Genomic DNA, 25,941 nt, shown 5'->3' on the forward strand with positions numbered 1-25,941 from the left:
CCAAAAGCCCCGCCTATTTGCCCACACCCCCGAAGAAGATCTGCTCGCCTACGGCGTTCCCCAAGAATGGCTGGCAGACGTGCAGCAGGCCACCGAAGACACCCTCTTTGACGTTGTCGACCACCTACCCCAAGAAGCCGCCGAAGCCCTGCTAGAACTCGCCACCGGCGGCACCCCCCAAAAAACCGTAGCCCTGCCTGGCGACACCGACCCCTTCAGCCATCCCGATGCCCAGCGCCGTTTCCGCGTTATGGGCAATGTAGATGAACTCAAGCAGGCGCTGGAGTATCCCTGGGAAAAGTGGACGGTTTTTCTGCATCCCAGCCAGCGATCGCTGGTAGAGCGCACCTGTAGCGGCCCCACCCGAGTTTCTGGCTCAGCGGGCACCGGCAAAACCATTGTGGGGCTGCACCGAGCTGTATTCCTGGCCCGTTGCCATCCCCAAGCCCAGGTGTTGTTGACCACCTTCTCCCCCGCATTGGCCAATGCCCTCCAGGTCAAGCTAGAGCGCTTGGCGGGCAACGAGCCCGCGACAATAGAGCGCATTACCGTCGCCTCCATTCAAGACGTGGGGCGGTGGCTATTTAACGAAACATTTGGCCTGCCGGTGATGGCAGAAGACACCGCACTGAGATCCCAATTAGTCACTATTGCTGAGCGAATCGCCCCCAGCAAGTTTACCGAAGCCTTCTTGTGGTCTGAGTGGCAAGACGTGGTCGACCCCTGGCATTTGACCACCTGGGACGCCTACCGAGACGTGCCTCGCCTGGGTCGCAAGACCCGCTTAGGCGGCAAGCAACGCGAACTGCTGTGGCAGATTTTCGAACAGCTGCAAGGCTGGCTCAAACAGACGGGCTATCTAACCTGGCCCCAGCTGTTTCAGCATGTCATTGACCATATTGACGATACAAAAGACTATCCCTACACCTTTGCCGTGGTCGATGAGGCTCAAGATATGGGCGTAGCCGAGCTGAGGTTCTTGGCCGCCCTAGGTAGACAACGCCCCGATAGCCTCTTCTTTACTGGAGATCTGGGCCAGCGGATCTTTCAGCAGCCCTTCTCCTGGAAAGCTCTGGGCATTGATATCCGAGGCCGGTCCCATACCCTCACTATTAACTACCGCACCTCCCACCAGATTCGCACCTCAGCCGATCGCCTGCTGCCCAGCACCATCAGCGACGTAGACGGCAACCAGGACGATCGCCGCCATACGGTGTCTGTCTTCAATGGCCCTGCTCCTGCCGTCGAAATCCACGACAGCCCAGAGGATGAAATGGAGTTTGTTGGAGCATGGATTGCCAAACGCCTGTCGATGGGCCTACAGCCTGACGAGATTGGGGTGTTTGTGCGCGATCGGGAGCAGTTGGAACGTGCGATCGCGGCAATTCAGGCCGCGGGGGCAGACCCCGTAGAACTAGATGACCATATTGCCTGCGCCCCAGGCCACATCGCCGTCAGCACCATGCACCTGGCCAAGGGGTTGGAGTTTCGGGCTGTAGTGGTGATGGCCTGTGACGACGAGGTGATTCCCCAGCAGGAGCGGATCGAGAGCATCGCCGACGAAGCCGACCTGGATGAGGTCTATATTACCGAACGGCATCTCCTGTACGTGGCGCTGACCAGGGCGAGGGATGACCTGCTTGTCAGCGGAGTTGAACCGGCTTCTGAGTTTTTGGACGATTTGTGATTTTGACTAGGATGAGTGATGAAGACAAAACTAGGACTGCTTGGCCTCTCTAGCCTTTTCATCAAAACTGGGGGGTGCGATGGGTCAGCCTGTCGGCCTTTGTCTATTTTGTGCTGCCCTCGCGGCTGCCCGACTGGCGGCTCACCCTAGCCGAACGGCTGCTGCTGTGGCTGCCTCTGGTGCTGGGCTGGCTGGCTCATATAATTTTCAGCAAAAACTCAGCAACAGATGGGGTAGAGCCCAGGGACATAGGTGATAAGTAACCCATCGTTCTGTACCGGCACCCTGTATGTCTAAACCACTGTCTGCTGTTTTAATCGCGGCGATCGCATTTACCCCCGCCTGCGCCCTACCGCTAGGGCAGGCCACCGCCCCCATCGCCGCCACCCAGGACTCCATTGACTACACCGCCTACGCCGACATTCTCAAGACCTACGTCAGCCCCGAGGGGCTAGTTGACTACGCCGCTCTCCAGGCAGAGCCCGAGGCCTTAAATGACTTTGTTGCCCAACTCGGTGCCGTGTCTCCCACTGCCTACGAAGACTGGAGCCAGCCTGAGAAAATTGCGTTTTTGATCAACGCCTATAACGCCATTACCCTCCAGTCGATCATTGCCCAGCAGCCCCTCAAGCAGAGCATCCGCAATATTCCTGGAGTGTGGAATTTTAAGCAGCACGCGCTGCTGGGGCAAGGGCTCACCCTCGATGCGATCGAACACGATATTCTGCGGCAGGACTTCTCTGAACCGCGCATTCATGCGGCCCTGGTCTGTGCCGCCAACAGCTGCCCACCCCTGCGCCAGGAACCGTTCACTGGCGCGGCCCTTGACGCTCAGCTCGACGACCAGACCCAGCAATGGCTCGATGGCCCCCACGGGCTCAGCATTGACCGCGACCAAAACCAGGTGGCGATTTCGTTAATTTTTCAGTGGTTTGGCGAAGACTGGCAGGCCCAGTACGCCGCCCCCGACCAGTTTACCGGCAACCCCACCGAGCGGGCCGTGCTCAATTTTATTGGCGACTACCTCAGCCCCAGCGATCGCGCCTACCTAGCCGCAGGCGACTACGATCTGCGCTACCTCGACTACGACTGGGCCCTCAACAAACAACAGTAGGCTGCTCCTAGCTCCCCCGCTCCCTAGCCAAATAAAATAGCCACCCAACCCACATCGTCCTCGACTACTGCACCAGCAAATTGAGCTGATAGTTAATCTGTCCGGTACCACCCGTCTGTTGCTGCACCACCGTATCGGGGCCGTTAAACGCGATCGCCACCGAAGCCAAGGCAGGTGCATAGCTGCCCACAATGGTGACTCGGGTAATCGACTGGGTCAGGTAGGGGCCTACGTCAATAAATTCTGAGGTATTGCTCAGGGGCACCCGAGTATGGCCATCGATCTCGATGTAGCCCTGGAGAGTCGCCCCTGTCGGCACGCTCACCGACAGCAGGTGCGGCTGATCGAGATGGGTGCGCTCTAAACTAATGGTGTTGGTCTGCCGCTGGTACGAGTCCATAACATCCTTAGCGTTAGCCTTAGACAAAATGGTGCCGAGGGTCTGATAGTTGACCCCAAAGGAGCGATGACCGTTTGCCGAAGAAGCCCCTTCTGCTGCGGTAACCGCCACTAAAATCAGCAGTGCGACCCCGAGGGCCGAGGGATGGTTGATCACAATGACATCTCCAGGAAAAGGGTAATGCCGCACCAGGGCTAGCGGTAGCCCCATCTGGGGCCAGGGGATGTCGGCGTCAGCACTGTAGCGCCGCCGACACCCCGGCACCAACTATTCACCTGGGCGGCCTGAGCCAATATGGCTACAGGACACCGTTGGTAGTCAGCAAGTTCCCTACCGGCGCAACCCTTCGGCAGGGTTGTAGACATCGACCTGCACCCCCACGGGCACAGCCACCGTAGGCCCTGCCAGGCCTTGGCTGCTGCGATCGCCGCCGCGAATTTGGTGGCGGCTCTGGCGCACCTGGCGCACTTGGCCAGTGCCCCCCACCTGGATTTGGCGACTGGTGCTGACGCTGGTATTGCCCACGCAGGGGCCGTCGGCATCGATCGCCACATCGTTCACCTGTTCAGCAGGTTGATCGCCACCGTGAATGGCCGCCTGAATGGCCACATCGGCAATCACACACTGGGCCGAGGCCCCGGGGACAAAGTAGGCTAGAGCCCCAACACAGAGGAGCCCCAGGCCAACGGACTGAGGTTTAATCATAGTGACAACAGCCAAATAAACAGTCTGAAACCAGGCGCTACTGGCAAACCTGAGTGGTACTGCGGTTTTCGCTATAGATCACATCTCCTCGGGCCGTAGACCGGGTGGAGTGGTCACTGTAGGATCGCGCCGTACATCGAGGCACAAAGGTAGCCGTGGGCAGGCGCAGATTGTTAGTCATCTGGGGCAGCGTCACCCGAGGCAGCCCCGCGGGGCGCTGGTCAAAGGCAGACCCAGCGGGGCTATCGACCAGACTACGAATGTAGACCTGCCCGTTATTGCCCACCTGCACCTGCACCCGGTCGGTAGAAATATTGACCGAACTGGCCAGCGCCGAGGGAACCAGAACCACCAGGGCGATCGCCCCAGCCAGCCCGACCTTAAGCGTTGAAATCATCATGGTGTTCTCCTTGCAATAGCAGCAAGCGAAGATCGGGGTGGCGGCTGAGAATATTTCATCAGCCGCCACCTCGGGGGTCTATTTAGTAGCGATTGATGCGCGCACCTCGGCCGTGTCCCCGAGACTGGGGCCGACCCTGCTCGCGGATCACGTTCACCTGGCTGCTCTCTTGATAGACCGCGTTGCCATCGCCTACAACGGTGCCGGTCTGGTAGATATCTTGCACAATACCGGTGCTGTCGCGACGAGCAGCCGACCCGCGACGCTCGATGCGGTTCACCTGCTGGCTACTTTGCACGGCGGCATTACCGTCGCCCTGGATGTAGATATCCTGAGTGCCCTGCTGCACCACAGCGGTATCGGCATTGGCGGGCATGGCGACAAAGCCCAGCGCAGCAAAACCCAGTAGACCCAAAATAGAGATGTGCTTCAACATGTCAACGTCCTCAACAACGTAATTGTGAATTTAATCAATCGAGAAGAATCAACCCAGGCAAACAGTAAAAGCTAAATTTAGCTATTTAGATTTATTGTTCTCTGGCATCGACTCACACACAAAATGACCCGCACTAATCCAGAAAGGTTCCCTCCAAAAAAATCAATTTTTTGTCGTTTTAGCATCTCTCTAAATACTTTAATTCAGACAATAAAAACTAGCCCAATAGAGAATATTATTCTCCCTGGACATATCTTTTATTTCTTGAATTTAGGGATCGGAAAATTAATCGGAATCGCGTCTAAAGACGAATTCTTTTTTTAGATCACCTCTAGGTCAAGTTCTTTAACCCATTGATTGCCCTACACCAGCTCCCATATAGGGATATGGTGCTGCTTAGTCGAAGCAGTAAGCAGTCATACCGCTGAGCCAAGTTTATTGTTGTCCAGGAGTTCTCTATCCCCAGTTTTTAAGCAACAGAGAACTCTCTAGACATTTTTCACCTGTACGGGAATGATTGCATCCCAGTTACGTAGCCCTCACCCTAAATCCCTCTCCCTGGGGGAGAAAGACTTTGAAATCCGGCTCCCCTTCTCCTTTTGGGAGAAGGGGCTGGGGGATGAGGGGCGCAAACTTGCAAAAGTGGGATGCACCCTACGGGAATCCTTTAGAAGCTTAGATTAGAGAGCATCTGACTGGAGCAATCCAGGCCAGAGTTGTGATGGCTGGCGGTAATATTTCGGCTTAATCGTCATCATCGTCATCGCGATCGCGCCCCCGGCCGTGCTTCTTATCGTCATCATCGTCGTCGCGGCGAGCATCGCCACCCCGTCCAGGGTTTGTCTGCTGCTGGTTAATTTGATTGGTTTCTTGGTAAACGCTGTTGCCATCGCCATCGATAGTCACAGTCTGATAACTGTCTTGCACAGTACTTTGAGTAGTACCGCGACGAGGGTTATTACCTAAGCCACGGCCCAAGCCAGGATGGCTAATATTCACCTGATTGATCACCTGAATAACGTTGTTATTATTGCCATCAATCGTAGCCGATTGTGTGCCAATTTGCTGACTGGCTGTATTGGCAAAAGCAGGTAACGTTAATGTGCTAATAGCCGCTACACCTAATAAGCTAAAAGCTCCAAAGCGCTGTTTCATTGTGGTTCAATCCCTCAACAAACGAGTTGAAGTAATAGACCGCTAGTCACGTAGACAAGGTTCCAAATACTACATAAAGCTTCGATGAAGTGGCCGTATTTTCCGGGGGTATCCCCATTGTCCCCATCCCGACTACAGCCTCTACTGATACCAAATCCTGCCTGAATACCCCCGGTTTGCAGGGGCATAGCATGCTATACCCCTACGGGATTCCTGATTGTGAATCGGGGTTTCCCAAATCGGATTTCGTATTAATACGGTTCAGCTTGGGTATCAGTAGGGCTACCGGTAGCGCTTCGCCAAATTGGCCAGGGGTTGAAACAAGCCTGCCGGAATCGCCAGCGCCACCAGCGACGAAAATTGAAACTGACCACGACCAATGCAGGTCAGTAGCGCCCGTCGGTACTTTTGAATTTCATTGGGTCGGTTCATCCACTTGCTGCCCAGCAGCAGCAGCTCATAGGCGCGGTATTCTAATCCGTGCTGGCGGTATACCTCAAAGTGTTTCTGGGCGATGCGATACCACGACTCGGGGCTCACCTGGCGGCTGTTGCGCCCCAGGTACTTGCGCCAGATATAGATCTCATCTGGTATGCCGTAGTAGCTACAGGGGAGCGCCATCGCCCGCAGCCAAAATTCCAGGTCGTGCAGATCTTCGGCCCCCAGTTCGGGGTCGCTGTGACCCACCGCCTCCCACAGCGACTTGCGCAGCGGTGCTGTGCCAATCAGCGACCAGTTAGTGCTGAGCGAAAAACGCCGCGATCGCAGCAGCGAGTTGAGGGAAATCGGCTCGGCTTTAACTAGGCGGGTATCACCAGGGTATCGCTGACAGCGATAGCTGCCGTAGACAAACTCAGCCTCAGGGTATTGCTCAAAGGCCTGCTGAATATGGGCTAGCGCATCGGGAGGCAGCAGATCATCGGCGTCGAGGGGCACCAAAATTTCGCCCTGGGCGGCCGCAAACCCGGCGTTGCGGGCTACCGAGGGGCCACCGTTACGGGCCTGCCATACCAGGGTGATACCAGGGTCAGTCTCTAGCTGGCGACAGACCTGGTTGGTGCGATCGTCGGGCGAAGCATCGTTGACAAGAATAATTTCTAGGGGAGCCAGGGTCTGCTGACGCACGCTCTCGATCGCCTCCAGCAGCAGGTCACCCTCACGGTAGCAGGTGATGACAACAGTCAGGGTCGCTAGATTAGCCATCGATGTTCTCCCAGGTAGATGGGGTTGAGGCCGATTGCCCCGGGCGAAAGAGCTGCTGGCGCCTAGTCCTGGGTAATAGTCGCAGCAGGGTCAGGGGCACCAGCGAGGCATACTTTTTAGCAAACATGACCCCGCCCCAGGGGCCGTAGGCGAGCCAGTTGAGCCGCCACCACAGCCGCCAGCTCAGCCCCGAGTAAGGGTTAAAGGCCAGTCGCACCAGCTGCCAACAATCTCCAGGTACCATGAGCCAATCGCTGGGGCACAGCTGCGACTCGGCAGCCTGGTTAGTGACGACATAATGACTATCGACATAGAGTTGAAAGCCTGCCCGCTGGGCTCGCAATAAATAGAGCGAGTCGCCGCCATAGTGGGGGCTCGCCACTACATCAGGGTAGCCGATCGCATCGACCACGGCTCTGGGCAGACAGACCAGGTTGCCGCTGAGCAGGTCACAGGGCATTGTTTGGCCGGGAGACAGGGTCAAAAAGCGGTAGCCCTGCCAGGTCTTGCGCTTGCCCCCAAAGGAGAGGCGGGTGGGGTCGTCTTGCTCAAACCCCTGGGCGCCCACGATCGCACGGGGATAGTCGCGGCAAAACCCTAGCAGTCCCCCCAGGGTGCCGGGGGCCAGGCGGCAGTCGTCGTTGAGCCAGATCAGGTACTCGGCGCCCTGGGCCATGGCATAGTCCATCCCCAGGCGGATCGCTCCGGTCCACCAGAGGTTGCCGTCGCCGGGCAGCAGGGTGACCTGGGGAAACTCACGGGCGATCACCGCCCCGGTGCCATCGGTAGAGCCATCGTCGATCACCACGACTCGATAGCGGTCGAGATCGCCGTTGCGGTGCAGGCTCTCCAGACCCGCCAGGGTAATCGCTCGGCGGTTGTGGACTGGAATCAGAAGGTAAACGCTGCCGTCCATTGGCCTAGGCTCCAGAGGGGCGATCGCAGGCAGCATGGGTGGGCCAGCAGGTTCGCAGCCGCTCAAACTCATCCAGGCTGGCGACCAGGGCACGGGCATAGTCGGTGGGGGTCCATTGCCCAGCCCGGGTCAGCCCGCGATCGATTAGCCCCTGGCGCAGGTCAGCATCGGTGCAGACTTGGTGCATGGCCTGGGCGATCGCATTAGGGTCAGTGGGGTTCACCAGCAACGCCGCATCACCCAGCTGCTCGGTGGCCCCCGGCACCGCCGAGGCCACTACCGGGCAGCCCAGGGCAAAGGCCTCCAGCGGCGGCAGGTTATCTGGCCCAAAGTGAGTGGGAAACACCAGCGCCTGGGCGTAGCGATACAGGTTGGCTAGATCGGCCTGGGGCACAAACCCCAGAATGCGCACCCGACTCTGTAGGCCTAGCTCGCCAATTAGCTGGCGAATGTAGGCGGCGTTGCCCTTGTCAGACCCAGTCAGCACCAGCGATGTATCCAACCCGTGGTGGTGGATGGCGCGGTGCAGCGATCGCAGCAGGGTAGCGTGATTTTTATGGGGCCAAAACTGAGCCGGATAAAAGCAATAGTCTTGGGGCAAGTCGTAGCGGGTCAAAAACGACTGCTTAGAGGTTGCCTGCTCGGGGGGCACCGCCAGGGTCGGGGTCGGAAACGGCATCACCGTCACCCGCTCCGGGGCAAGACGATAGAAGTGCTCTAGCTCAAACTTGCCCCGCTCGGTGCCCGTCACTACCGTCGTCGCTCGGGGCAGATGGTCAGCATAAAACCGTTCCCGCTTGCCCCACTCGCGGCCCTGGCTCACCTCCGGGAAATAGGGCTGTAGCCGGTGCTGCACATCCCACACCGTCAGGGCGTAGGGCATGTGGTGGGTAGGCACCTGGGCCAGGGCGGCGGGGGCGAGCACCCAAGCAAAGTCAAAGGTTTGCTGTCGCAGGTAGCGGCGCACCCAGGCCGATCGCAGCCGGTTGGCCACCGAAATTAGCTGAGGCTGACCGCTAGCCTGAGCCAGGCCGGTGCCCCAGCGAGTCGGGGCATCCATCAAGCTGGGTGGGTGCACGATGGTAATCGATTTGTGCGCTTGGCCCAGGTCTCCGACGGCAGCGCTGAGAATGGTAATGTCGTGGGCGATCTCGGGGGCGATCGCAATCAGGGCCGCCACAATCTCCGACTCAAAGGTGTAGCCGCCCCCATCGGAGGGAAACGCAGACGATACTGGCAAGGCTACCTTCATGACTTCACCGCCACAAAATAGACCCCCCAGGTGTCGAGGCTCGGCGGGCGATCGCTCAACCACTCGCCACAGCTCGCCAGCTTTAGCCCCGCCTGGGCCAATAGCCCCGCCAGCTCAGGCGTAAACAGGTAGCGCATGCGGTGCAGCTCCCGCAGCTCCTGGCAGGTGTTTTGGCCCACAGGCTGCAACAAAATCTGGTAATTCACATCCACAATGTTGTCGTTGACGTGGAGCACTGGCTCAGCAATGCGAGTAATGGCCAGGTCATCGTCGTGCAGGCGCTTGACCCGCACCTGGGGCAGGTCGTGGAGCACCGCTGGCCCGTACCAGACATCGAAGATAAATACCCCCCCCGGCTTCAAGTGCAGCGCCACGGTCTCAAACGCCGCCGCCAGGTCAGCGTTGCTGGTCTGGTAGCTGATCACGTGAAACAACGACAGCACTGCGTCGAAGGTGCGATCGAGCCGCACCTCACGCAGGTCGCCCGACAAAAAACTCAGCCGCTGGGCGATCGCGCTGGGCTGATAGGTCTGCCGCTGACTACAGCGGGCTAGCATCTCGGCGCTACGTTCAACCCCGGTGAGGTGGTAACCCCGCTCAGCCAGGTGCTCGGCGTGGCGTCCGGTACCGCTGCCCAGCTCCAGCAGATGCTGGGCCGTCGGGGCATGGGTTTGCAGCAGCCGATAGATAAAGTCGGCCTCCTTGGCATAGTCTTTATCGCGATAGAGCAGGTCGTAGTAGCGCGCGTAGGCGTCAAACACGCTCATGCCATCACCTCTTTGACGCTGGCGATCACCTGGTCGATCTGCGCGTCGGTCAAGGCCAGACCACTGGGAATGTAAAAACCTCGTCGGGCCAGGCGCTCGGCGACCGGGTGCTTGTCGCCCGCAAACAGCCCCATTTTATGCAACACCGGCTGCTCGTGCATAGGCCAGAAAAAAGGCCGGGTGCCAATCCCCTTGGCTTTGAGGCGCTGCATTGCTTCGGCGGCATCGAAGGGTACGGCTGCATCGAGTACCAGACCGTAGACCCAGTAGCCGTTGTCGGCATAGTCGGTAGTTGCCAAGGGCAGCTGTAGCCCTGCCACACCCTTGAGCCCCTCGGTATAGCGCTGGCCCATGGCCCGCTTACGCGCCAAAAAAGTGTTGAGCTGCTCTAGCTGGGCAACCCCCAGAGCCGCCTGCAAATTACCTAGGCGAAAGTTCCAGCCCAATTCTTCATGGACAAACCGTTTTTGGGGCTGAAAGCAGAGGTTGCGCAGCGATCGGCAGCGATCGGCCAAGGCATCATCATCAGTCAATACCATGCCGCCTTCACCCGTGGTGATGTGCTTGTTGGCGTAAAAGCTAAAAGTACTGATGTCGCCAAAGCTGCCGCAGGGCCGACCCCGATAGGTCTGGCCGTGCAGCTCGGCAGCATCTTCGAGCATCGTCAGGTGATGCCGCTGGGCAATATCGAGCAGCGGAGCCATATCCACCGGCAGACCGTAGATATGCACCGCCATAATCGCCCTGGTGCGAGGGGTAATGCGGGCCTCGACCTGATCCACAGCCATGTTCCAGGTGTGGGGGTCGGCATCGACCACCACCGGAGTTGCCCCGGCCCGCACGATCGCCGCCGCGCAGGAAATAATCGTGAACGTGGGCAAAATCACCTCGTCACCCGGCCCCAGGCCGAGGGCCACCACCGCCACATCCAGGGCCGCCGACCCGTTGGCCACCGAGATGCCGTGCGATCGCCCAACCCGCTGCGCAAACTCTGTTTCAAACCGCTGCACAAAGGGGCCTTCAGAAGAAATCCAGCCGGTGTCGAGGCACTCTAATAGATACTTTTTCTCGTTGCCGTTGAGCGCGGGCTCGTTGACCGGGATAAACGCCATAGCTGCTGTCTAGTCTGTGATAGTGGCCTGGTGAGACGATATCCCCGTAAATCGAGTTTTGTCCTGCTCGCCCATGTAGGGGCCTTGCTTGACTTCCACCATTTCCAGGTCTTCGATTACCTCAAAGCCGTGCCCGCCAGTAATTAACAAAATCACGTCGCCTGCCTCTAGCACACGACTCTCCAGGTATTCTTGCTGCTGGCTGTAGAAATCGACCCGCAGCTTGCCCTTTTTAATAAACAACACTTCCTGGGTGTGAAACACGTCACGGTGGACGGGGTTGTGCACATGGGCCGGAATGCTCTTACCCGCGTCGTATTTCATGTAGGCGAGCTGCTGCGATAGCTCGTTGGGGGTAAAAAAGTGAATACCGGGCTCGGCAAACCGGTGGGAGAGAATCAGGGCCAGCATTTCGCTGTTGTGAACAATTTGCTGCACTGGCGAGAGCTGAGCGGCAGGTACTGTTGAGGGGGATGGCATGGGGGCAGGGCCTTTGAATGAAGGATAGACATGCAGCGCTCCCTTAGGACGAAGCGGTCTGCTGGTTCTAGTTTGCCCAGGATGGCTAGAATCACGTAGCCCGTTTAACTAAATCAACAGAGACAGCTACACCTCGACCCAGGGAAGGTTCTCCACCGCTGGCAGACGTTCTTTTTGGCCCTGCCAGACTTTGGGATGGGTGAGGCACGACTGAACTGATACCTCAGGTAGCAGGTCATCGCCCAACCCGTTGGCAACAAAGAAGGCGTTGTAGCCGTATTGGTTGCAGCCCACCAGTCGATAGCCTTTCTGGGCGGCAAGTTTAACGAAGGCTGGCAAAGAAGCGCCGTAGAAGTCGGGATGGGTATCAAAGCGGTTGAAATTGGGCTGGTAGGGCACGGTGAGGGCGCGATCGCCCCCCAAAATATCCTGATACTCCACCATCATCACCCTGGGTTTGACCACCTCCAGACTTTCCAGTAGCCAGTAGTCGATGCCGTCTATATCCAGCGACAGCAGATCGATTTCGCCCTCAAAGCCATGCTGAGCAATCAGCCCGTTGATACCTTCGGCGGTGACCCAGGCATTGACCACCTGGGGCGGAAAAATAAACGTATTGGAGTTCTTGGCATAGAACTGCTGCGAGGCCGCCACCAGCTCTGGGTTGCCCTCAATTAGCAGCCCATGCCAGCCCCAGTTGACGATTAAATTGGTGCTGTTGGCCCCCACCGGATGCCCCGCCGCAATATCAATGCAGTGCTTATTGGTGGTGCCAATCAGGGCAAAGATATAGAGTAGCAGCCCGTCTTCGTCAGCCTGGGAATAGACCTTGAAACCTGTATCGCCAAAGTCGGGCAGCGCATCTGGCTGGCATCGAAGCTGCCGGTATTGTAACCAGAGCTGCATTTGGGCGCACTTACTGCTGGTCGATTCAGCTGCCGTGACGGTGGACTGAATAATCTTGGCAACGGGTGCGGCCAAAGTTGATTTGAGCTGACTCAGCATGCTGGGTGCCATAGAGGAAGGGGGAGATAGGGTGGGGGCGCGATCGCCCTGGGAGGCAACCACAATATCTGGCAACTGGTAGTCCCAGTAATCGTCTTTTAGCACCCACTCTAAAAGAGCTGGATGCCGGGCGACCCGCTGTTGATGAAACGTAAACCCATTGGCGTAGGCTATCTTGCAGCGTTGACGAATAGCCCTATACTCGTCGCTGCCCTTGATCAGGCTGGCTAGTTTGCCTTTGACCTTGCCGATATAGTGATGCAGGCGATTCGACAGTTCCGGGGATTGTTCACTAGCGTCTTGTCCACGGTGGCGATCGCGGATCGCCGTGTAAGAATCGCACACCCCTTGATAGAAGTAGCGTGACTCAAAATAGTCGGGCGTCAGTCGGGCGGCGGGGACTACGTGGTACAGCAGGGCCAGCGGTTCGTAGAGGGCTGTGTAGCTTCGCTGGTTGGCCTGGCGGGTCAGCCCAGTTTCGCCATCGCCCTGGAGGTGTTGCAACTGCTTGGGAATGCAGTCGGGATGAAAGCCACCCAGTTCGTACAGGGCGCGTTTGCGAATAGAAAAATTGAGCCCCCAGATGTAGTTGGCATCGACGATCCGTCGTGTTGACCCCAGATCGAGCAGGCTCAGTTCGGTACAAAGCTGACCGCCATCCTGTCGCTGCCAAAAATATTGCAGCCATTCAGGCGGATCACTCTCGTAGCGGGGCAGATTGCGACCCCCCACTAGCTGCACCGCCTGATGCTCAAAAGCAGATTGAATGGCGGCTAACCAGCCTGAATCGAGCTCCACATCATCATCGAGGAATGATAAAATCTCGCCTTTGGCCGCTTGGGCACCCCGGTGCCGCCCCGACAGTAGCCCTGGTTCGGGTTCAAAAATGTAATGCAACTGAGCCAAGGGCAACTTATCCGCAAAGGCCTGGGCAACGGCTTTAGTATGGTCGGTCGAACCATTGTCGATGACCAGCACCTCAAATTCTGCATCTGGAGCGTTTTGACATGTCAGCGATTCGAGCGTGCGCCCCAGACTATCGGCACGGTTGCGGGTAGGAATAATGACCGAAATCATGGACAGGAAATAACTAAAGAATAGTAATTTTGGGGGACGGGGCTAGCTATAAACCTAACCATCCTCGTAATGATTGCTCAAGCTGTTCGGCATCAGCCTTGGCCAACTGACCAATGACTTTTATCACTAAACTGTTATGAACTGTATACACGCCTCTCTTAACAGCAGTAACCACATTCAATCCAGCGAAAGCCCACTCAGATAGTACAAATTCTCCTGCTCGGAGCAAACTGGTTTTGCTGGTCAAAGGCGTGATGAAAATGTCTTGGGATGAATGTACTGCGTTGATCACCACAGCAGGCCTAACCTTTGCACTAGAGAGATCTGAGAATGGATATCGCACCAATATGACATCAAGTTTGGAGTAGCTGGGCATAGATATCATCCTCGGCATTATTCCAAACGGTATCGAGAGATGTTTGGCTTGCTTTTAGCCAAAACTCAGCTTCATCATCAGGCAAAACAGTGACCAGAACCCGCATCCCTTCAGGCAGTTCTTCTGGCTCGATTAACTCAATTTTCCCCTGTCGGACTGTCGCCCAGAGAGTTTTTAACATAGCTACCTACCTTTAGTTATGCTTCATTTTAGGTGGAAATCAGGGGAAACTCTAAAGTGACGATCGCTGCAAGTACCAGACTGCGTCGTCGCAGTTAGGAATCACCTCGACCAACCTAAAGCCCAGGCCAGTGAGGTTAGTCTTTAGCGCCGCTAGCTGATCTGGCCCCAGCACCGCGTGCACCTCAATAATCAGCTTGCGGACGGTGTCGAGGGTCGCTTGGGCGAACAAGTCATACTCGCCGCCCTCAATATCCACTACCAGCAGGGTGGGCTGATTTTTCTCTAGTTCTTGCTTAAAGGATTTGACTGGCACTTCAATCACCCGATCCATAACCTCGGCAGTGGGTTGCACTGGCGACGAACTCCAGAAATCCTGGGTGACGTAGAATTTTTCAGTTTTGCTAGTGTCTTCGGTGTTGGCCACCATGGCGATCGCCACCGATGGACTGACGCCGTTTTTGGCATGGAGGGTGTGGATCGCGTCTTTGAGCACCGGATTGGCCTCGTAGGTAAACACGCGATCGTCGCCAATCTTCTTGGCGCAGTAGCCTGACAAAAAGCCGAGGCCGCCGCCAATTTCCATCACGATGTCGTGCTTTTCCAGGTACTTTTTCAACAGGGTGATCTCGCCAAACTCATATACCCCACTGTTGATAGTCTGCCGAATGATGGGCGAAATCATCTCACTGGCGGGGATAGCGACCCCTTCGAGGTGGCGAATATTGCCAGTCAGGGCTTGGGTCAGGCGCGATTTGGTCGGCTGGGCCAGTCGCCGCAGCTTTTTCGCGGCCCCCCTGGCTTTGTTGAGGGGCCATCGAGCCAGATGACTCATCCAGGCTTGATAGATCACGCGGCGCAGGGTGGCAGGGCTGTCGGCCTGATCGATGCCGAGTTTGGCTAGGCATCGATCACGGGTGCGATCGCAAATCTCTACTCCCTGGGTTACATCCAGTTCAAACAGCCGCTGAAACTCGATCCAGTCGCGCCTTTCGCGATCGTCGTCTAAGTTCTCAATGGTGTAGGTGCCAGCGGGGCGGTTGTGGTCGTGACCGTGGTTATTGAATACTGGCGGCACACCATAGATAAAGAATGGAATCCCCATCTCGACAGCATAAAAAGTGTAAGACCCGACCAGGTTGCTGGTGCAGTAACGGTGCCGTCGCAAAATGGCATAGAAGTTAGTCGCAAAGTCAGGGTCTGCCATGTGCCCGGTGGTGACCACCGATATACCACGGTCTAAAAATGGCTTGTGGTGACCGGCCAGCAGATCTTTCCAATACAGACACATCGTGACGGGCTGAAACTCGGCGGGCAAGTTCAGCAGATCGTCGGCGTACTTGTCCCAATCGATCGCCACGTCGATCAGGTGGGTGGAATGCACCGGAAAGGCCACAGTACCGCTGGCCTCAGGATCTAGCTCGATCTGGTTGAGGCGGCGACAGGCCACAAAGGGCGACCCGCTGACGTAGGCGCGCTTGCCGGTCTGCTTGAAGTACTCATCCCGCTGGGCAGCGCTGGTAAAGAAAATGGGGCGATCGCTGAGCAGATCGCAATTGGTCATCGCTTCGCTGACGCGTACACCATGATCCATATGAATATGCAGGGGCACCGCCTCGGGCAAGCCCAGATCGCGCCGCAGCCATTTGCCCAGGCCATAGCACTGGGGCACCTCAGGGGAGGGGTTGCGGGCTTCAAACATCTCAATGCGTTTGACCTGCTGCTCTAGATCGGGGGGGTAACCCATAGCTATCTGTTTAAAACCGCTGGTTTATAAAATCAAATCCCAGGTAACGGGGGTGCCCGCTGGGGTGGCTTTTTTGATGGGTTTGCCGATCAAATCGTCAAAATATTTGGGTGCCAGGCCAAACCCAGGGCGAATAATGCGCAAGCTGTCAGCGGTGAATACCTCACCCGCTTCCATAGGTTGCCCTACGTATAGGCTGCGCCTAAATCTTACCGATTTTTCTTCATCTTTCGTGGCCCCGTAGTTGACCTGCCCCAGCGACTGCCAGGCCCGCTCAGACTCAACCACGAGCTGGTGCAGCTCTTCTGGCTCCATCGAAAAGGCCGAGTCTACCCCGCCATCGGCCCGGCTGAGGGTAAAGTGCTTTTCGATCAGAGTGGCCCCCAGGGCAACACTGGCAACGGCAACACCAATGCCCAGGGTGTGATCTGACAGGCCCACCTGCACGTCAAACAGCTCGCGCAGGTGGGGAATGGTCATGATGTTGGCATTGGCGGGGCTGGCAGGGTAGGTGCTGGTGCACTTGAGCAATATTAAGTTTTGGCACCCGGCGGCCCTAGCGGTGCGCACCGCTTCATCCAACTCGGCGATGGTGGCCATGCCGGTGGAAATGATCATCGGCTTGCCGGTGCTGGCCACCTTACGAATTAGCGGCAGGTCAGTATTTTCGAACGAGGCAATCTTGTAGCAGGGCACATCGAGGGTTTCCAGAAAATCGACGGCGGTAGCGTCGAAGGGGCTGCTAAAGCCCACCATGCCGTGCTCTTTGCAGCGTTCGAAGATAGGCTGGTGCCATTCCCAGGGGGTATAGGCCTGCTGGTACAAACTATAGAGCGAACTGCCTTGCCAAAGACTATTGGGGTCATCAATAAAGAACTCCCCCTCTTTGAGGTCAAGGGTCATGGTGTCAGCAGTGTAGGTCTGAATCTTGAGACCATGCGCCCCTGCTTTAGCCGCCGCATCCACAATTTCTAGAGCGCGATCCAGCGATTGGTTATGGTTGCCCGACATTTCGGCAACAACAAATGGCTTCCTGCAAGAGTCTATAGAATCCTTAAAGTTAAATGTGTTCATTATAAAGCCTACAAAATTTCTGATCACAGCACCAAATCTAACGATCCATCATGATTTTCGGGAAGTGACTCGCAATGACAGAATTCTCGGCTCTCAAGCATGGGACACCCCCTAAGATGGGATATACACATAAACCTTCAGGACTAAAAAGAGCATCTCCAATCTTGGTTAATGGAGTTTTGAATTTTGGGCAAGCCAATACATGTTCATAAGAGGAATGCATTGGAATAGTTTCTTTTTGTATAATCGTGATAGCCGTAGGATTTAATGGGTTGATGCTGTACGGAAACAAGTCATGTTTTAAGACCTTCCATCCAAGTGATTCAATTGTCAACTTCAAATCACGGCAATATCCATGCTGAATCATCCTTTTTTTGCTTTCATTGCTCGCGAACTCATACCCTGGCTCCAATAGAATAATAAATTTTCTAGCCACCCGATAAAGTTCTTTTAGAATTGGGATTTCCGAGCCTCCATTTGGCTCAATAGAGTGAGAGGTGTATACTACATCGATTGAGTCATTCGAGAAAGGAATCTGGAAAAGACTTCCTGTACAAAGGGTCACATGCTTAGCCACATTTTTCTCGAGAAAGGCTTGAGCATGAGCCACTCTCGACCAGCATAAGTCAAACCCATAAAAATCTGTCAAATTCTCTAGCGGGAAAGAGTTGACAACTTCAGCAAGTGTTGTTGCCTCACCAACACCTGCTTCTAGAACGGAAGATGGTGGACAAAGCGATAGAATTATCCTTGTCACTTCGGCAGCATACTTCCTCTTCAGAAAAGCCATTTCCTTGTCATCCAGACTGCTGATATAGCTTCCAGACTGAAGATCATAAGAGATTTCTATAATCTCTTCGGTATTCTTATTGGATAGACTTTCTTTTCTCAAGAGCGAGCTGATGTTTTCGCCTTGATCGTATAGCTCCTTAAGCTGGCGAGGTGTGACCATGATTTAGTTTTCCTTTTTGTTCCTTAAGCCAAAGCTGGGCTAGTATTTCGGAAAGATTGTTTTGTATTTTAGATTGCCTTTCCTGTTAGGTTTTTTGCCGGAGTATTCCAACCCTGAGTCAGTAGGTATTCATAGTTTTTTCTGTCTGCAAGCCTGTGAAAAGAGCCGCCTGGAGGCTGCTTGAATGGATTGATTTCTCCCGCTCGAATCTTAGCCCAGTTGCGATCAAGAAGAGAGAGCGCTAACTCAGATAATTTGTTGTAGCTAGTACTTAAGGTTTCTGTCTCATCCAAGAAGATTTCCTCCTGCAAAATTATATCGCCCGTATCTACTCCTGCATCTAAGAAGTGAAGCGTAACTCCCTTAGGGGTATCTTCCAAAAAACTCCACAGATTAGGATCTGCACCGCGATTCCAAGGAAGCAACGAAATATGAATATTTATTGCTCGTTTATCAAACTGATTTAAGATATCAGTTTTGAGAATATGTCTATATCCATAGCTCACTAGGAAATCAGCGCCTTTGACTAAGGCATCATTTCCTGTTAATTTTTCGCTAGTTGAAATAACGCAATCACCGTAACGGGCCAGGATTTCAACTACCTTAGAATTGTTATTCCCTAAATATAGAATGTTCATGTTCATTGCCTAGTACACTCTGAAAAACTTAGGGTGCCGCATACATGACTGCTACCGTATCCATCGACCAATTTTCTTAGGCGATCGCTTAAATCTCGGCAAGTTTCTGGAGGTAGATAAACCAGATCTCTCACGCTCTTGACCAGCTCCCCAGGGGATGGTTGCGCTATCTCTAGGGTGGTTGATAGTCTTAAATCTCTCAGTTTCAGGGCACTTTCCCGCTGGTTAGCAGCAATCACAATTACCAGACTAGGTAATCCCATAAATGCTGTCTCCCAGCAGGTGCTGCCCCCCGCAGTAATTGCCACATCCGCCCAGGCCATGAGCTCGGGCATATTGGTCACATTTTGTCTCAGGGTAATGCTTCCCTCCCAGCCTTCGACCGTTTGGGCCAATTCACCGTAGTGGGGGTTGCTACCGCCCACCACTACCGCCGCCTCTAATCCCTGAATTTCAGACTTTTGCAACGCCTGCATCACCGTCAGCGTTACATTGTCGGGGTCAGACCCACCTAGCGTAACCAACACCTTGGATGCCACCGGGGGAATTTGCCGTTGCCAATTGCGCCAGGGCCAAAACTCCTTGCGCAGCAGCACATAGCGAGTGCCCAACAGCAGCTTGGTGTAGGGTTCTCGACTAGAGTACAGCCCTTCCTCTGCCGTAATATTTTGGTTGAGCACCACATCGGCCCAGTAGTGCGACGCGTGGCCATAATCATCAAAGGCGATCACCTTTAGCCCTACATCCTTCAACCACTTTTGGTATTCAGCCCCAAAGTGGTAGCCATCTACCACCACCCAATCGGTCTGCAAGGTTTTGGCTAGTGCGATCGCCTGTTGGGCATCGGCCTCACTACCGCCCTGGGCAGACGAATAGCTGACCTGCGCCCCCTCATTTAAGATCCGCTGCGCTAGGTTAGCCCCCTCGCGGCCCATCAAAAAATGGGTCTGCCCGCCCTCGGCTAAGCAGGCCTGAGCCAGGGCCAGGCAGCGCATCACATGACCTGTCCCTATTTGAGTTGACGCATCGGCACGAATGAGAAGGTGCATGGGCTATTGTCCGTAAGCCTTTTGCTCGATGTGGCTATTGATGGCGGGCCAGGCAGGCTGTTGAGCGATCACGTCCAGGCAATCTTGCAGGGTAAAGTTTGGCACCTGGGGATACAGCGTCTCCAGCATGCGGCGGATCAGCTCAAAGTCTTCGGGGGTATCCACCGTCCAACGGTGATGGCTGAGGTCTTGGGGAGAGGTGACTTGACCGATCGCATAGCGCTCGGGGTGATTGTAAATAAACGGGGTCACATGCTCACGCTCTGGCGGTGCAGTGGCCTCGCGGTGGGCCTGCTCCAGCGTCCCAGTCGAAAAGACTTCGGTATCTAGCCCCCGTGGATAGGTGCGCTGAATCGAGTTAGAGATATAGTCGTAGCGATCGCGATGGCTCAGATAATAGCCAATTACCTCGTCCATAATCTGCGGATCAATCAGCGGGCAGTCTGAGGTCACCCGCACCACCACATCGGCGGCATAGGCCTGGGCGGCGCCAAAGTAGCGCGACAAGACATCGTGTTCCGCCCCTCTAAAGCAGCCTACCGCCAGGGATTCGCTCAACTCGACAATGGGGTCATCGGCAGCATTGGTGGTGGTGGCGATCGCAATGACATCGGCCAACGTCACCCGCTTGAGGCGCTCGATCTGGTAGCTCAGCAGCGGCTGACCCAACACGGGTTTGAGCACCTTGCCCGGCAGGCGGGTCGAGGTCATGCGGGCCTGCACAATAATGGCGGTAGTCATGATAGGCAAGCCCGTAAACAATCAGCTACATAATCCTGCTCATCCAGGCTCATGCCGTAGTGCAGCGGTAGGCTGATGGCTTCGCGGTAGTACTGCTCGGCCTCAGGAAAATCGCCCCACCCAAACCCTAGCGTTTGATAGTAGGGCTGGGTATGCACCGGAATGTAGTGCAGATTGACGCCGATGCCTTTGTCGCGCAAGGCCTCAAACACCTGGCGATGGCTGCAGCCGATCTGGTCGAGATGCAGGCGAATGACGTAGAGGTGCCAGCTCGATGCGGTGTCGGAATGCTGGGTAGGCAGGGTGATCGGTAGCCCGGTTAACAAGTCAGCGTAGCGATCGGCCAACATGCGCCGCCGCTCGATGAAAGCAGGCAAACGCTGCATTTGGCTCAGGCCCAGAGCTGCCTGTAGATCGGTCATGCGGTAGTTGAAGCCCAGCTCTAACTGCTGGTAATACCAGGGGCCGTGGCTGTCGTCCTGCATCTGGTCAGGGTCACGGGTAATGCCGTGACTGCGCAGGCGAATCAACTTTTCGTACAAATCCTGACGGTTGGTGAGTACCATGCCCCCTTCACCCGTAGTGATGATTTTGACTGGGTGAAAGCTAAACACCGCCATATCGGAAAATTCGCAGCAGCCCACGGGTTTGCCCCGGTACTGCCCGCCAATGGCATGAGAGGCATCTTCGATCACGGTGAAGTCGTAGCGCTGGGCCAGAGGGGCGATCGCCGCCATCTCGCACGACTGCCCGGCAAAGTGCACCGGTACCACGACTTGGGGTGGGCGATCGCTGTCCGCTAGCGCTGCCTCTAGGGCTACGACATCCAAGTTGTAAGTGGCCGGATTGATATCGACAAAATCGACCGTGGCCCCGCAGTACAGTCCACAGTTGGCCGAGGCCACAAAGGTATTGGGCGAAGTCCATAGGGTATCCCCCGGCCCCAGATCTGCCGCCAGACAGGCGATGTGCAGCGCAGCGGTGGCGCTGGCGACGGCGACGGCATAGGTGACGCCGCAGTAGTCGGCAACGGCCTGCTCAAAGTGGGCGATCGCAGGCCCCTGGGTGAGCCAGTCAGAAGTCAACACCGCCACCACAGCGTCAATGTCCTGCTGGCTGATATTCTGCCGTCCGTAGGGAATAAAATCGGTCATGGCTTACACCACAAACTGAGGATCGACCTTGGCTTGGATCAGGCCGCGCAATTCATCCACGTTGAGGAACTGATCATTGGTGCCCGAGTTATAGCAAAAACCCGGTTCAACAGGGTGGGCAGCCATAGCCTTGCAGTATTGTTCAATAGAATACTGACCCGAAATTGGCAAAATCGCGTAGTATCGGCCCAGGTCTACGGTGGTATATGAATCTGACGTGGTGATCATCTCTTCGTGAATTTTTTCGCCTGGGCGAATGCCCACCACCGGATGCTCACAGTCAGGGCCGATGGCCTGAGCCAGATCAGTAATTAAATAGGACGGAATTTTAGGCACAAAAATTTCGCCGCCCCAGCCCTGGGCGATCGCCCACAGCACCATATCTACCCCTTCTTCCAGCGAAATGTTGAAACGGGTCATCTGTGGATCGGTAATCGGCAAAATGCCTTCTTTTCGCTTATCCAAAAAGAAGGGAATCACCGACCCCCGCGACCCCATCACGTTGCCGTAGCGCACCACACAAAAGCTCAGCTCGCGGATGCCCTTGATATTGTTGGCGGCAATAAACAGCTTGTCAGAGCACAGCTTGGTCGCCCCGTAGAGGTTGATGGGGGCAGCGGCCTTATCGGTCGACAGCGCCACCACCTTCTTAACGTCGGTGCTCAGCGCCGCCTCGATTACATTTTCGGCCCCCAACACGTTGGTGCGAATGCACTCCATCGGGTTGTACTCAGCCGTGGGCACCTGCTTCAGCGCCGCTGCATGTACCACAATATCGATGCGCTCAAAAGCTCGAATTAGCCGCTGCTGATCGCGCACGTCGCCAATAAAATAGCGAATCCCCGGATACTTTTCCTTAGGGAATAACTGAGCCATTTCGAACTGCTTGAGTTCGTCTCTGGAATAGATGACCAAACGCTTGATATTTGGGAATTCCTTAAGCACCGTGGCAACAAATTTTTTGCCAAACGACCCGGTGCCGCCAGTGACTAAAATAGAGCTGTCTTCAGTGATATTCATAGAACGAGAATTCAAATTTGCGATCAGTTTTTATAGTGAGTTGCCCGACTCAGCCAGCGCCCCCATGGGCACCGTGCTTTGCCGCATCACCCGCCAGTGGCTAGGGGTATAAACCTGGGTATTGGTCGAATAGCGTTCAAAGTAGGCGTACTGGCTGGTGAGCTGCGATTCTTGCACAGTAAAGGCCGTCGCTTCATGAACGGCGTCGTCGTAAGCCTCACCCTGCTTTTTTACCCAAACATTGACCGAATACTCCCCTGGAAACAGCTGAAGAGATGGCATCACCGCCTCAACCACATAGGGGCCAGGGCTAGTAAACTCCAGCGCATTTTCCCAGTTCGAGATCAGGTAATGCAGCCTGACACCGTGCAGATTGCAGATGGCAAGGCCAATCTCGTAGCTGTCGCTGGGGGCTTTAAAGTCGATCTCAACTCTGAACTTAAGCGCCTGCCCCATGCGCAGCGTGGTCACACAGTTGTTGTCAGCATCCAGCAGACTGAGGCTGCGCAGCGTGGCGTACAGTTGGGGGCCGTAGCGCTCGGTCTGCCGAGTGGTGAAATCGACATAGCCTGCGATCGCCAGATTGCTCTCCAGCACGTACTCCGAAATGGCCGTGCGCGCGTCACCGTGAAACGAGACCTGTCCCCCGCTCAACAGCAACCCTGTCTGGCACAGCGACTCTACAGCGGTCATGTTATGGCTGACAAAGAGCACCGTGCGCCCCTCTTGCTTGGCCACATCGCCCATTTTGCCCAAGCATTTCTTTTGAAAGGCCGCATCGCCTACCGCCAGCACCTCATCCACCACCAAAATCTCAGGCTCCAGGTGGGCCGCTACCGAAAACGCCAATCGCACATACATGCCGCTGCTATAGCGCTTCACGGGCGTATCCAAAAACCGCAAGACCTCGGCAAACTCGACAATCTCGTCAAACTTGCGGGTGATCTCCACCCGGCTCATGCCCAAAATTGCGCCATTGAGAAAGATATTCTCCCGCCCGGTCAGCTCCGGGTGAAAGCCGGTGCCCACCTCCAGCAAGCTGGCCACCCGACCCCGCAGGCGCACCCGTCCCTCCGTCGGCTCGGTAATGCGGCTGAGAATCTTGAGCAGGGTCGATTTACCCGCGCCGTTGCGGCCAATAATGCCGACCACCTCCCCCGGCTTCACCTCAAAAGAGACATCCTTCAGCGCCCAAAACTCGTCAGCCTGGGGTGGTCGGGGCGGGCGCAAGGGGTGCCGCAGACGCCGTCCCACAGACTTCATGCCATCGGCCAGCACATCCCGCAGGGCAACGTAGCGCGAACTGCCTTCCTGCTGGTGGCCAAGGGTGTATTTCTTGCCGAGATTTTCGACCTGAATAACGCTATCAGACATGGGGGCTCTGGAACGGGGGCTTGTTCACGGCTGGCGCATCGGCCATTGTGCCTATTGTGCCCTGCTCGTCGATGAAGATTGCAAGCCCACATACTTTAGTTACGCAGACGATGGGGATGAGGTGGCCCGCTCACCCAACCCTCAAATCAGCGGTGAATCGGGCCTGGCCGTCTCAGCAGCTGGTAATGGATGGGCCTCCAGCCAGGTATCTAGATCGGCCAGGTCAATAAAATCGAAAAAGGCATCCGAAAGCTGATCGAGCTGTGCCAGTGACAGCCCTCTAACGGTCTCCATTTGGGCTTCTGAGAGCGTTCCCAGGCGTCGCGACAAAAACCGAATCAGCAGGGCAGATTCAGCGTCTTTTCGGCCCTCTTCTCGGCCCTCTTCTCGGCCTTCTTCTCGGCCCTCTTCTCGGCCTTCGGCCAAGACTTCTTGGTAAAAACGGGTTTGTCGGATGTCAGCGGTTTTGATGTCTAACATCGCTAAAATCTCCTGGGTGGTCAGCTGCGGGAATTTATTGATCAGTATAGCTTCCACCAGATTAAGCATCTGCTGAAAGGCTTCCTCTCCCTGGGGTTTGACGGTACGCAGGAGCCTCTGGGCCGCCTGACCCGTCACGGCATTGGGCAGCACCAGCAGCTGGAGCAGGGCTAAGGCCGGGGTCAGCTGAGTTTCATGCAGCAGGTCTTGCAGGTAGATGCGCTGCACCTTGCCTTCCAGCAGATCGGTATAGGGTGCTTCGCTACCCAGCCTTTGCTGGCGCGACTGCAGAATGAGCAACCCGCGCCAGGGGCGATCGACCTGGTACTGATAGAGGTAAAGGTAGGTTTCAGCGAAATAGCGCCCGTAGAAGCGACTGTCAGACTGCATCTGCGCCTCTAGAAAAATTACCGGAACCGTCAGGTCATCCGATAGCGGCACCAGCAGCCCGTCTAGACGAAATTCGCTTTCTTTGACCACCGGGGCGACGTACTCAAAGGCACAATCGACGGGCAACCCAGGGATGAGGTCAGCCAGCAGGGCAGGCTGAGCCAGGAAAATTTGATAGTAGAGTTTGTCTGTTCTCATGGGATCGCTCCCCTACATTCCCGGCTAGATCACATCGGCGAAGGTGCGCTCCATGCGGCGAAAGTAGAGTATTCCTGTGACCAGTAGCATTACTACCAGCAGCATTGACAGCAAAAACCCCGGCCAGTACAGCGCCACGTCGCCGCCAATAATCGCCCAGCGAAAGCCGTCGATCACCCCCACCATGGGGTTGAGGGAATAGAGCAGTCGCCAGCGATCGGGAATGATGGCGCTGCTAAAGCCCACGGGCGAAATATAGAGACCAAACTGCACCAGAAATGGAACGACGTAGCGAAAGTCGCGGTACTGCACATTCAGCGCCGCCAGCCACAGACCCGCGCCCATGGCGGCGGCAAAGGCGATCGCCACAAACAGCGGCAGGGTCACAATGCGCCAGGAGGGCACCTGGCTATACCAGACCATCAGCCCCAGCAGAATCACCCCCGAGATTAAAAAATCCACAAAGCTGACGATCACTGCGCTGGTGGGCACCACCAGCCGGGGAAAATATACTTTCGAGATCAAGTTGGCATTGGTGATCAGGCTGTTGCTGCACTCGGTCAGGGCATTGGCAAAAAACTGCCAGGGCAGCATCGCCGCAAACACCAAAATCGGGTAAGGTGCGCCCCCCTCGCTGGGTAAATTGGCCAGGCGGCCAAACACCACGCTAAACACCACCATGGTCAAAAAGGGGCGAATCAGCGCCCAGGCCACGCCGATCGCCGTCTGCTTGTAGCGCACCAAAATATCGCGCCAGGCCAAGAAATAAAACAGTTCTCGGTAGCGCCACAGGTCGCGAAAATACTGCGCTTCGCTGCGCCCGGCTTCGATCACGAGTTCGGGGGGATGGGCGGTAGGG

At 55.9% G+C, this 25,941-nt stretch carries 28 protein-coding genes; 3 read left to right on the top strand and 25 right to left on the bottom strand.

From position 1 onward, the window contains the following. The 3 genes from IQ254_RS16605 to IQ254_RS16615 all read left to right on the top strand — a co-directional run. Positions 1–1,687 (top strand): 3'-5' exonuclease (locus IQ254_RS16605; RefSeq protein ID WP_193967278.1); only part of this gene is annotated, 1,687 nt, incomplete at its 5' end. Positions 1,688–1,761: 74 nt separating this feature from the next. Then, positions 1,762–1,950 carry a hypothetical protein gene (locus IQ254_RS16610; RefSeq protein WP_228040802.1) on the top strand — a complete coding sequence of 63 codons (189 nt, stop codon included), beginning with the start codon at positions 1,762–1,764 and terminating at the stop codon, positions 1,948–1,950. A gap of 26 nt (positions 1,951–1,976) precedes the next feature. Beyond that, on the top strand, positions 1,977–2,801 hold the full coding sequence (locus IQ254_RS16615) for a DUF547 domain-containing protein (RefSeq protein WP_193967279.1): 825 nt from the start codon (positions 1,977–1,979) through the stop codon (positions 2,799–2,801). A gap of 64 nt (positions 2,802–2,865) precedes the next feature. Here IQ254_RS16615 and IQ254_RS16620 read toward each other — a convergent pair whose 3' ends face one another. The 25 genes from IQ254_RS16620 to IQ254_RS16740 form a co-directional block, all read right to left on the bottom strand. Further along, positions 2,866–3,465 carry a hypothetical protein gene (locus tag IQ254_RS16620; protein WP_193967280.1) on the bottom strand — a complete coding sequence of 200 codons (600 nt, stop codon included), beginning with the start codon at positions 3,463–3,465 and terminating at the stop codon, positions 2,866–2,868. A gap of 66 nt (positions 3,466–3,531) precedes the next feature. Beyond that, positions 3,532–3,906 carry a hypothetical protein gene (locus IQ254_RS16625; protein ID WP_193967281.1) on the bottom strand — a complete coding sequence of 125 codons (375 nt, stop codon included), beginning with the start codon at positions 3,904–3,906 and terminating at the stop codon, positions 3,532–3,534. A gap of 37 nt (positions 3,907–3,943) precedes the next feature. Further along, positions 3,944–4,306 carry a hypothetical protein gene (locus IQ254_RS16630; protein WP_193967282.1) on the bottom strand — a complete coding sequence of 121 codons (363 nt, stop codon included), beginning with the start codon at positions 4,304–4,306 and terminating at the stop codon, positions 3,944–3,946. 82 nt (positions 4,307–4,388) lie between these two features. Next, positions 4,389–4,742 carry a hypothetical protein gene (locus tag IQ254_RS16635; protein ID WP_193967283.1) on the bottom strand — a complete coding sequence of 118 codons (354 nt, stop codon included), beginning with the start codon at positions 4,740–4,742 and terminating at the stop codon, positions 4,389–4,391. A gap of 744 nt (positions 4,743–5,486) precedes the next feature. Further along, positions 5,487–5,897, bottom strand: a complete 411-nt coding sequence (locus tag IQ254_RS16640) for a hypothetical protein (RefSeq protein WP_193967284.1) — start codon at positions 5,895–5,897, stop codon at positions 5,487–5,489. A 282-nt stretch (positions 5,898–6,179) separates the two neighbouring features. Further along, positions 6,180–7,100 (bottom strand): glycosyltransferase family 2 protein, encoded by a 921-nt coding sequence (locus IQ254_RS16645; RefSeq protein WP_193967285.1) that lies wholly within the window; start codon positions 7,098–7,100, stop codon positions 6,180–6,182. Beyond that, on the bottom strand, positions 7,093–8,115 hold the full coding sequence (locus tag IQ254_RS16650; RefSeq protein WP_228040803.1) for a glycosyltransferase family 2 protein: 1,023 nt from the start codon (positions 8,113–8,115) through the stop codon (positions 7,093–7,095). The genes IQ254_RS16645 and IQ254_RS16650 overlap by 8 nt, the downstream gene beginning before the upstream one ends. After that, positions 8,021–9,268: a glycosyltransferase family 1 protein gene (locus IQ254_RS16655; protein ID WP_228040804.1), complete on the bottom strand. Its 1,248-nt coding sequence runs from the start codon at positions 9,266–9,268 to the stop codon at positions 8,021–8,023. The genes IQ254_RS16650 and IQ254_RS16655 overlap by 95 nt, the downstream gene beginning before the upstream one ends. Beyond that, entirely contained in the window at positions 9,265–10,035 is a 771-nt protein-coding gene (locus tag IQ254_RS16660; RefSeq protein ID WP_193967287.1) for a class I SAM-dependent methyltransferase, read from the bottom strand. Before IQ254_RS16660 ends, IQ254_RS16655 begins: the two co-directional genes overlap by 4 nt. Beyond that, positions 10,032–11,147, bottom strand: a complete 1,116-nt coding sequence (locus IQ254_RS16665; protein ID WP_193967288.1) for a DegT/DnrJ/EryC1/StrS aminotransferase family protein — start codon at positions 11,145–11,147, stop codon at positions 10,032–10,034. Before IQ254_RS16665 ends, IQ254_RS16660 begins: the two co-directional genes overlap by 4 nt. A gap of 9 nt (positions 11,148–11,156) precedes the next feature. Continuing rightward, the gene (locus IQ254_RS16670; protein WP_193967289.1) at positions 11,157–11,627 is read right to left on the bottom strand and encodes a hypothetical protein; all 471 of its coding nucleotides are present in this window, start codon (positions 11,625–11,627) and stop codon (positions 11,157–11,159) included. Positions 11,628–11,753: 126 nt separating this feature from the next. Next, positions 11,754–13,709: a glycosyltransferase gene (locus IQ254_RS16675; RefSeq protein WP_193967290.1), complete on the bottom strand. Its 1,956-nt coding sequence runs from the start codon at positions 13,707–13,709 to the stop codon at positions 11,754–11,756. 46 nt (positions 13,710–13,755) lie between these two features. After that, positions 13,756–14,085: a type II toxin-antitoxin system PemK/MazF family toxin gene (locus IQ254_RS16680; RefSeq protein ID WP_193967291.1), complete on the bottom strand. Its 330-nt coding sequence runs from the start codon at positions 14,083–14,085 to the stop codon at positions 13,756–13,758. Next, positions 14,063–14,266, bottom strand: a complete 204-nt coding sequence (locus tag IQ254_RS16685; RefSeq protein WP_193967292.1) for a hypothetical protein — start codon at positions 14,264–14,266, stop codon at positions 14,063–14,065. Before IQ254_RS16685 ends, IQ254_RS16680 begins: the two co-directional genes overlap by 23 nt. 51 nt (positions 14,267–14,317) lie before the next feature. After that, a complete protein-coding gene (locus IQ254_RS16690; protein WP_193967293.1) occupies positions 14,318–16,012 on the bottom strand; it encodes an FkbM family methyltransferase in 1,695 nt (564 codons plus the stop codon). Positions 16,013–16,036: 24 nt separating this feature from the next. Beyond that, complete coding sequence (gene pseI, locus IQ254_RS16695; RefSeq protein WP_193967294.1) at positions 16,037–17,086, bottom strand: pseudaminic acid synthase; 1,050 nt, start codon at positions 17,084–17,086, stop codon at positions 16,037–16,039. Positions 17,087–17,123: 37 nt separating this feature from the next. Further along, a complete protein-coding gene (locus IQ254_RS16700) occupies positions 17,124–18,038 on the bottom strand; it encodes a class I SAM-dependent methyltransferase (RefSeq protein ID WP_193967295.1) in 915 nt (304 codons plus the stop codon). 68 nt (positions 18,039–18,106) lie between these two features. Continuing rightward, positions 18,107–18,676 (bottom strand): formyltransferase family protein, encoded by a 570-nt coding sequence (locus IQ254_RS16705; RefSeq protein WP_193967296.1) that lies wholly within the window; start codon positions 18,674–18,676, stop codon positions 18,107–18,109. Between the two features lie 2 nt (positions 18,677–18,678). Continuing rightward, on the bottom strand, positions 18,679–19,725 hold the full coding sequence (gene pseG, locus IQ254_RS16710) for a UDP-2,4-diacetamido-2,4,6-trideoxy-beta-L-altropyranose hydrolase (RefSeq protein ID WP_193967297.1): 1,047 nt from the start codon (positions 19,723–19,725) through the stop codon (positions 18,679–18,681). Positions 19,726–19,728: 3 nt separating this feature from the next. Then, a complete protein-coding gene (locus tag IQ254_RS16715; protein WP_193967298.1) occupies positions 19,729–20,466 on the bottom strand; it encodes a glycosyltransferase family protein in 738 nt (245 codons plus the stop codon). Beyond that, positions 20,463–21,620 carry a UDP-4-amino-4,6-dideoxy-N-acetyl-beta-L-altrosamine transaminase gene (gene pseC, locus IQ254_RS16720; RefSeq protein ID WP_193967299.1) on the bottom strand — a complete coding sequence of 386 codons (1,158 nt, stop codon included), beginning with the start codon at positions 21,618–21,620 and terminating at the stop codon, positions 20,463–20,465. The genes IQ254_RS16715 and pseC overlap by 4 nt, the downstream gene beginning before the upstream one ends. Before the next feature lie 3 nt (positions 21,621–21,623). Then, positions 21,624–22,640, bottom strand: coding sequence for a UDP-N-acetylglucosamine 4,6-dehydratase (inverting) (gene pseB / locus IQ254_RS16725; RefSeq protein WP_193967300.1), 1,017 nt, complete (start codon positions 22,638–22,640; stop codon positions 21,624–21,626). Positions 22,641–22,670: 30 nt separating this feature from the next. Then, positions 22,671–24,014, bottom strand: a complete 1,344-nt coding sequence (locus IQ254_RS16730) for an ABC transporter ATP-binding protein (protein ID WP_193967301.1) — start codon at positions 24,012–24,014, stop codon at positions 22,671–22,673. Positions 24,015–24,155: 141 nt separating this feature from the next. Then, a complete protein-coding gene (locus tag IQ254_RS16735; RefSeq protein ID WP_193967302.1) occupies positions 24,156–25,082 on the bottom strand; it encodes a DUF2887 domain-containing protein in 927 nt (308 codons plus the stop codon). Positions 25,083–25,106: 24 nt separating this feature from the next. After that, positions 25,107–25,916 carry an ABC transporter permease gene (locus tag IQ254_RS16740; protein ID WP_193967304.1) on the bottom strand — a complete coding sequence of 270 codons (810 nt, stop codon included), beginning with the start codon at positions 25,914–25,916 and terminating at the stop codon, positions 25,107–25,109. Between the last annotated feature and the right edge of the window lie 25 nt (positions 25,917–25,941).

The organism is Nodosilinea sp. LEGE 07088 (genome assembly GCF_015207395.1).
In the GTDB taxonomy this organism is placed as follows: domain Bacteria; phylum Cyanobacteriota; class Cyanobacteriia; order Phormidesmidales; family Phormidesmidaceae; genus Nodosilinea.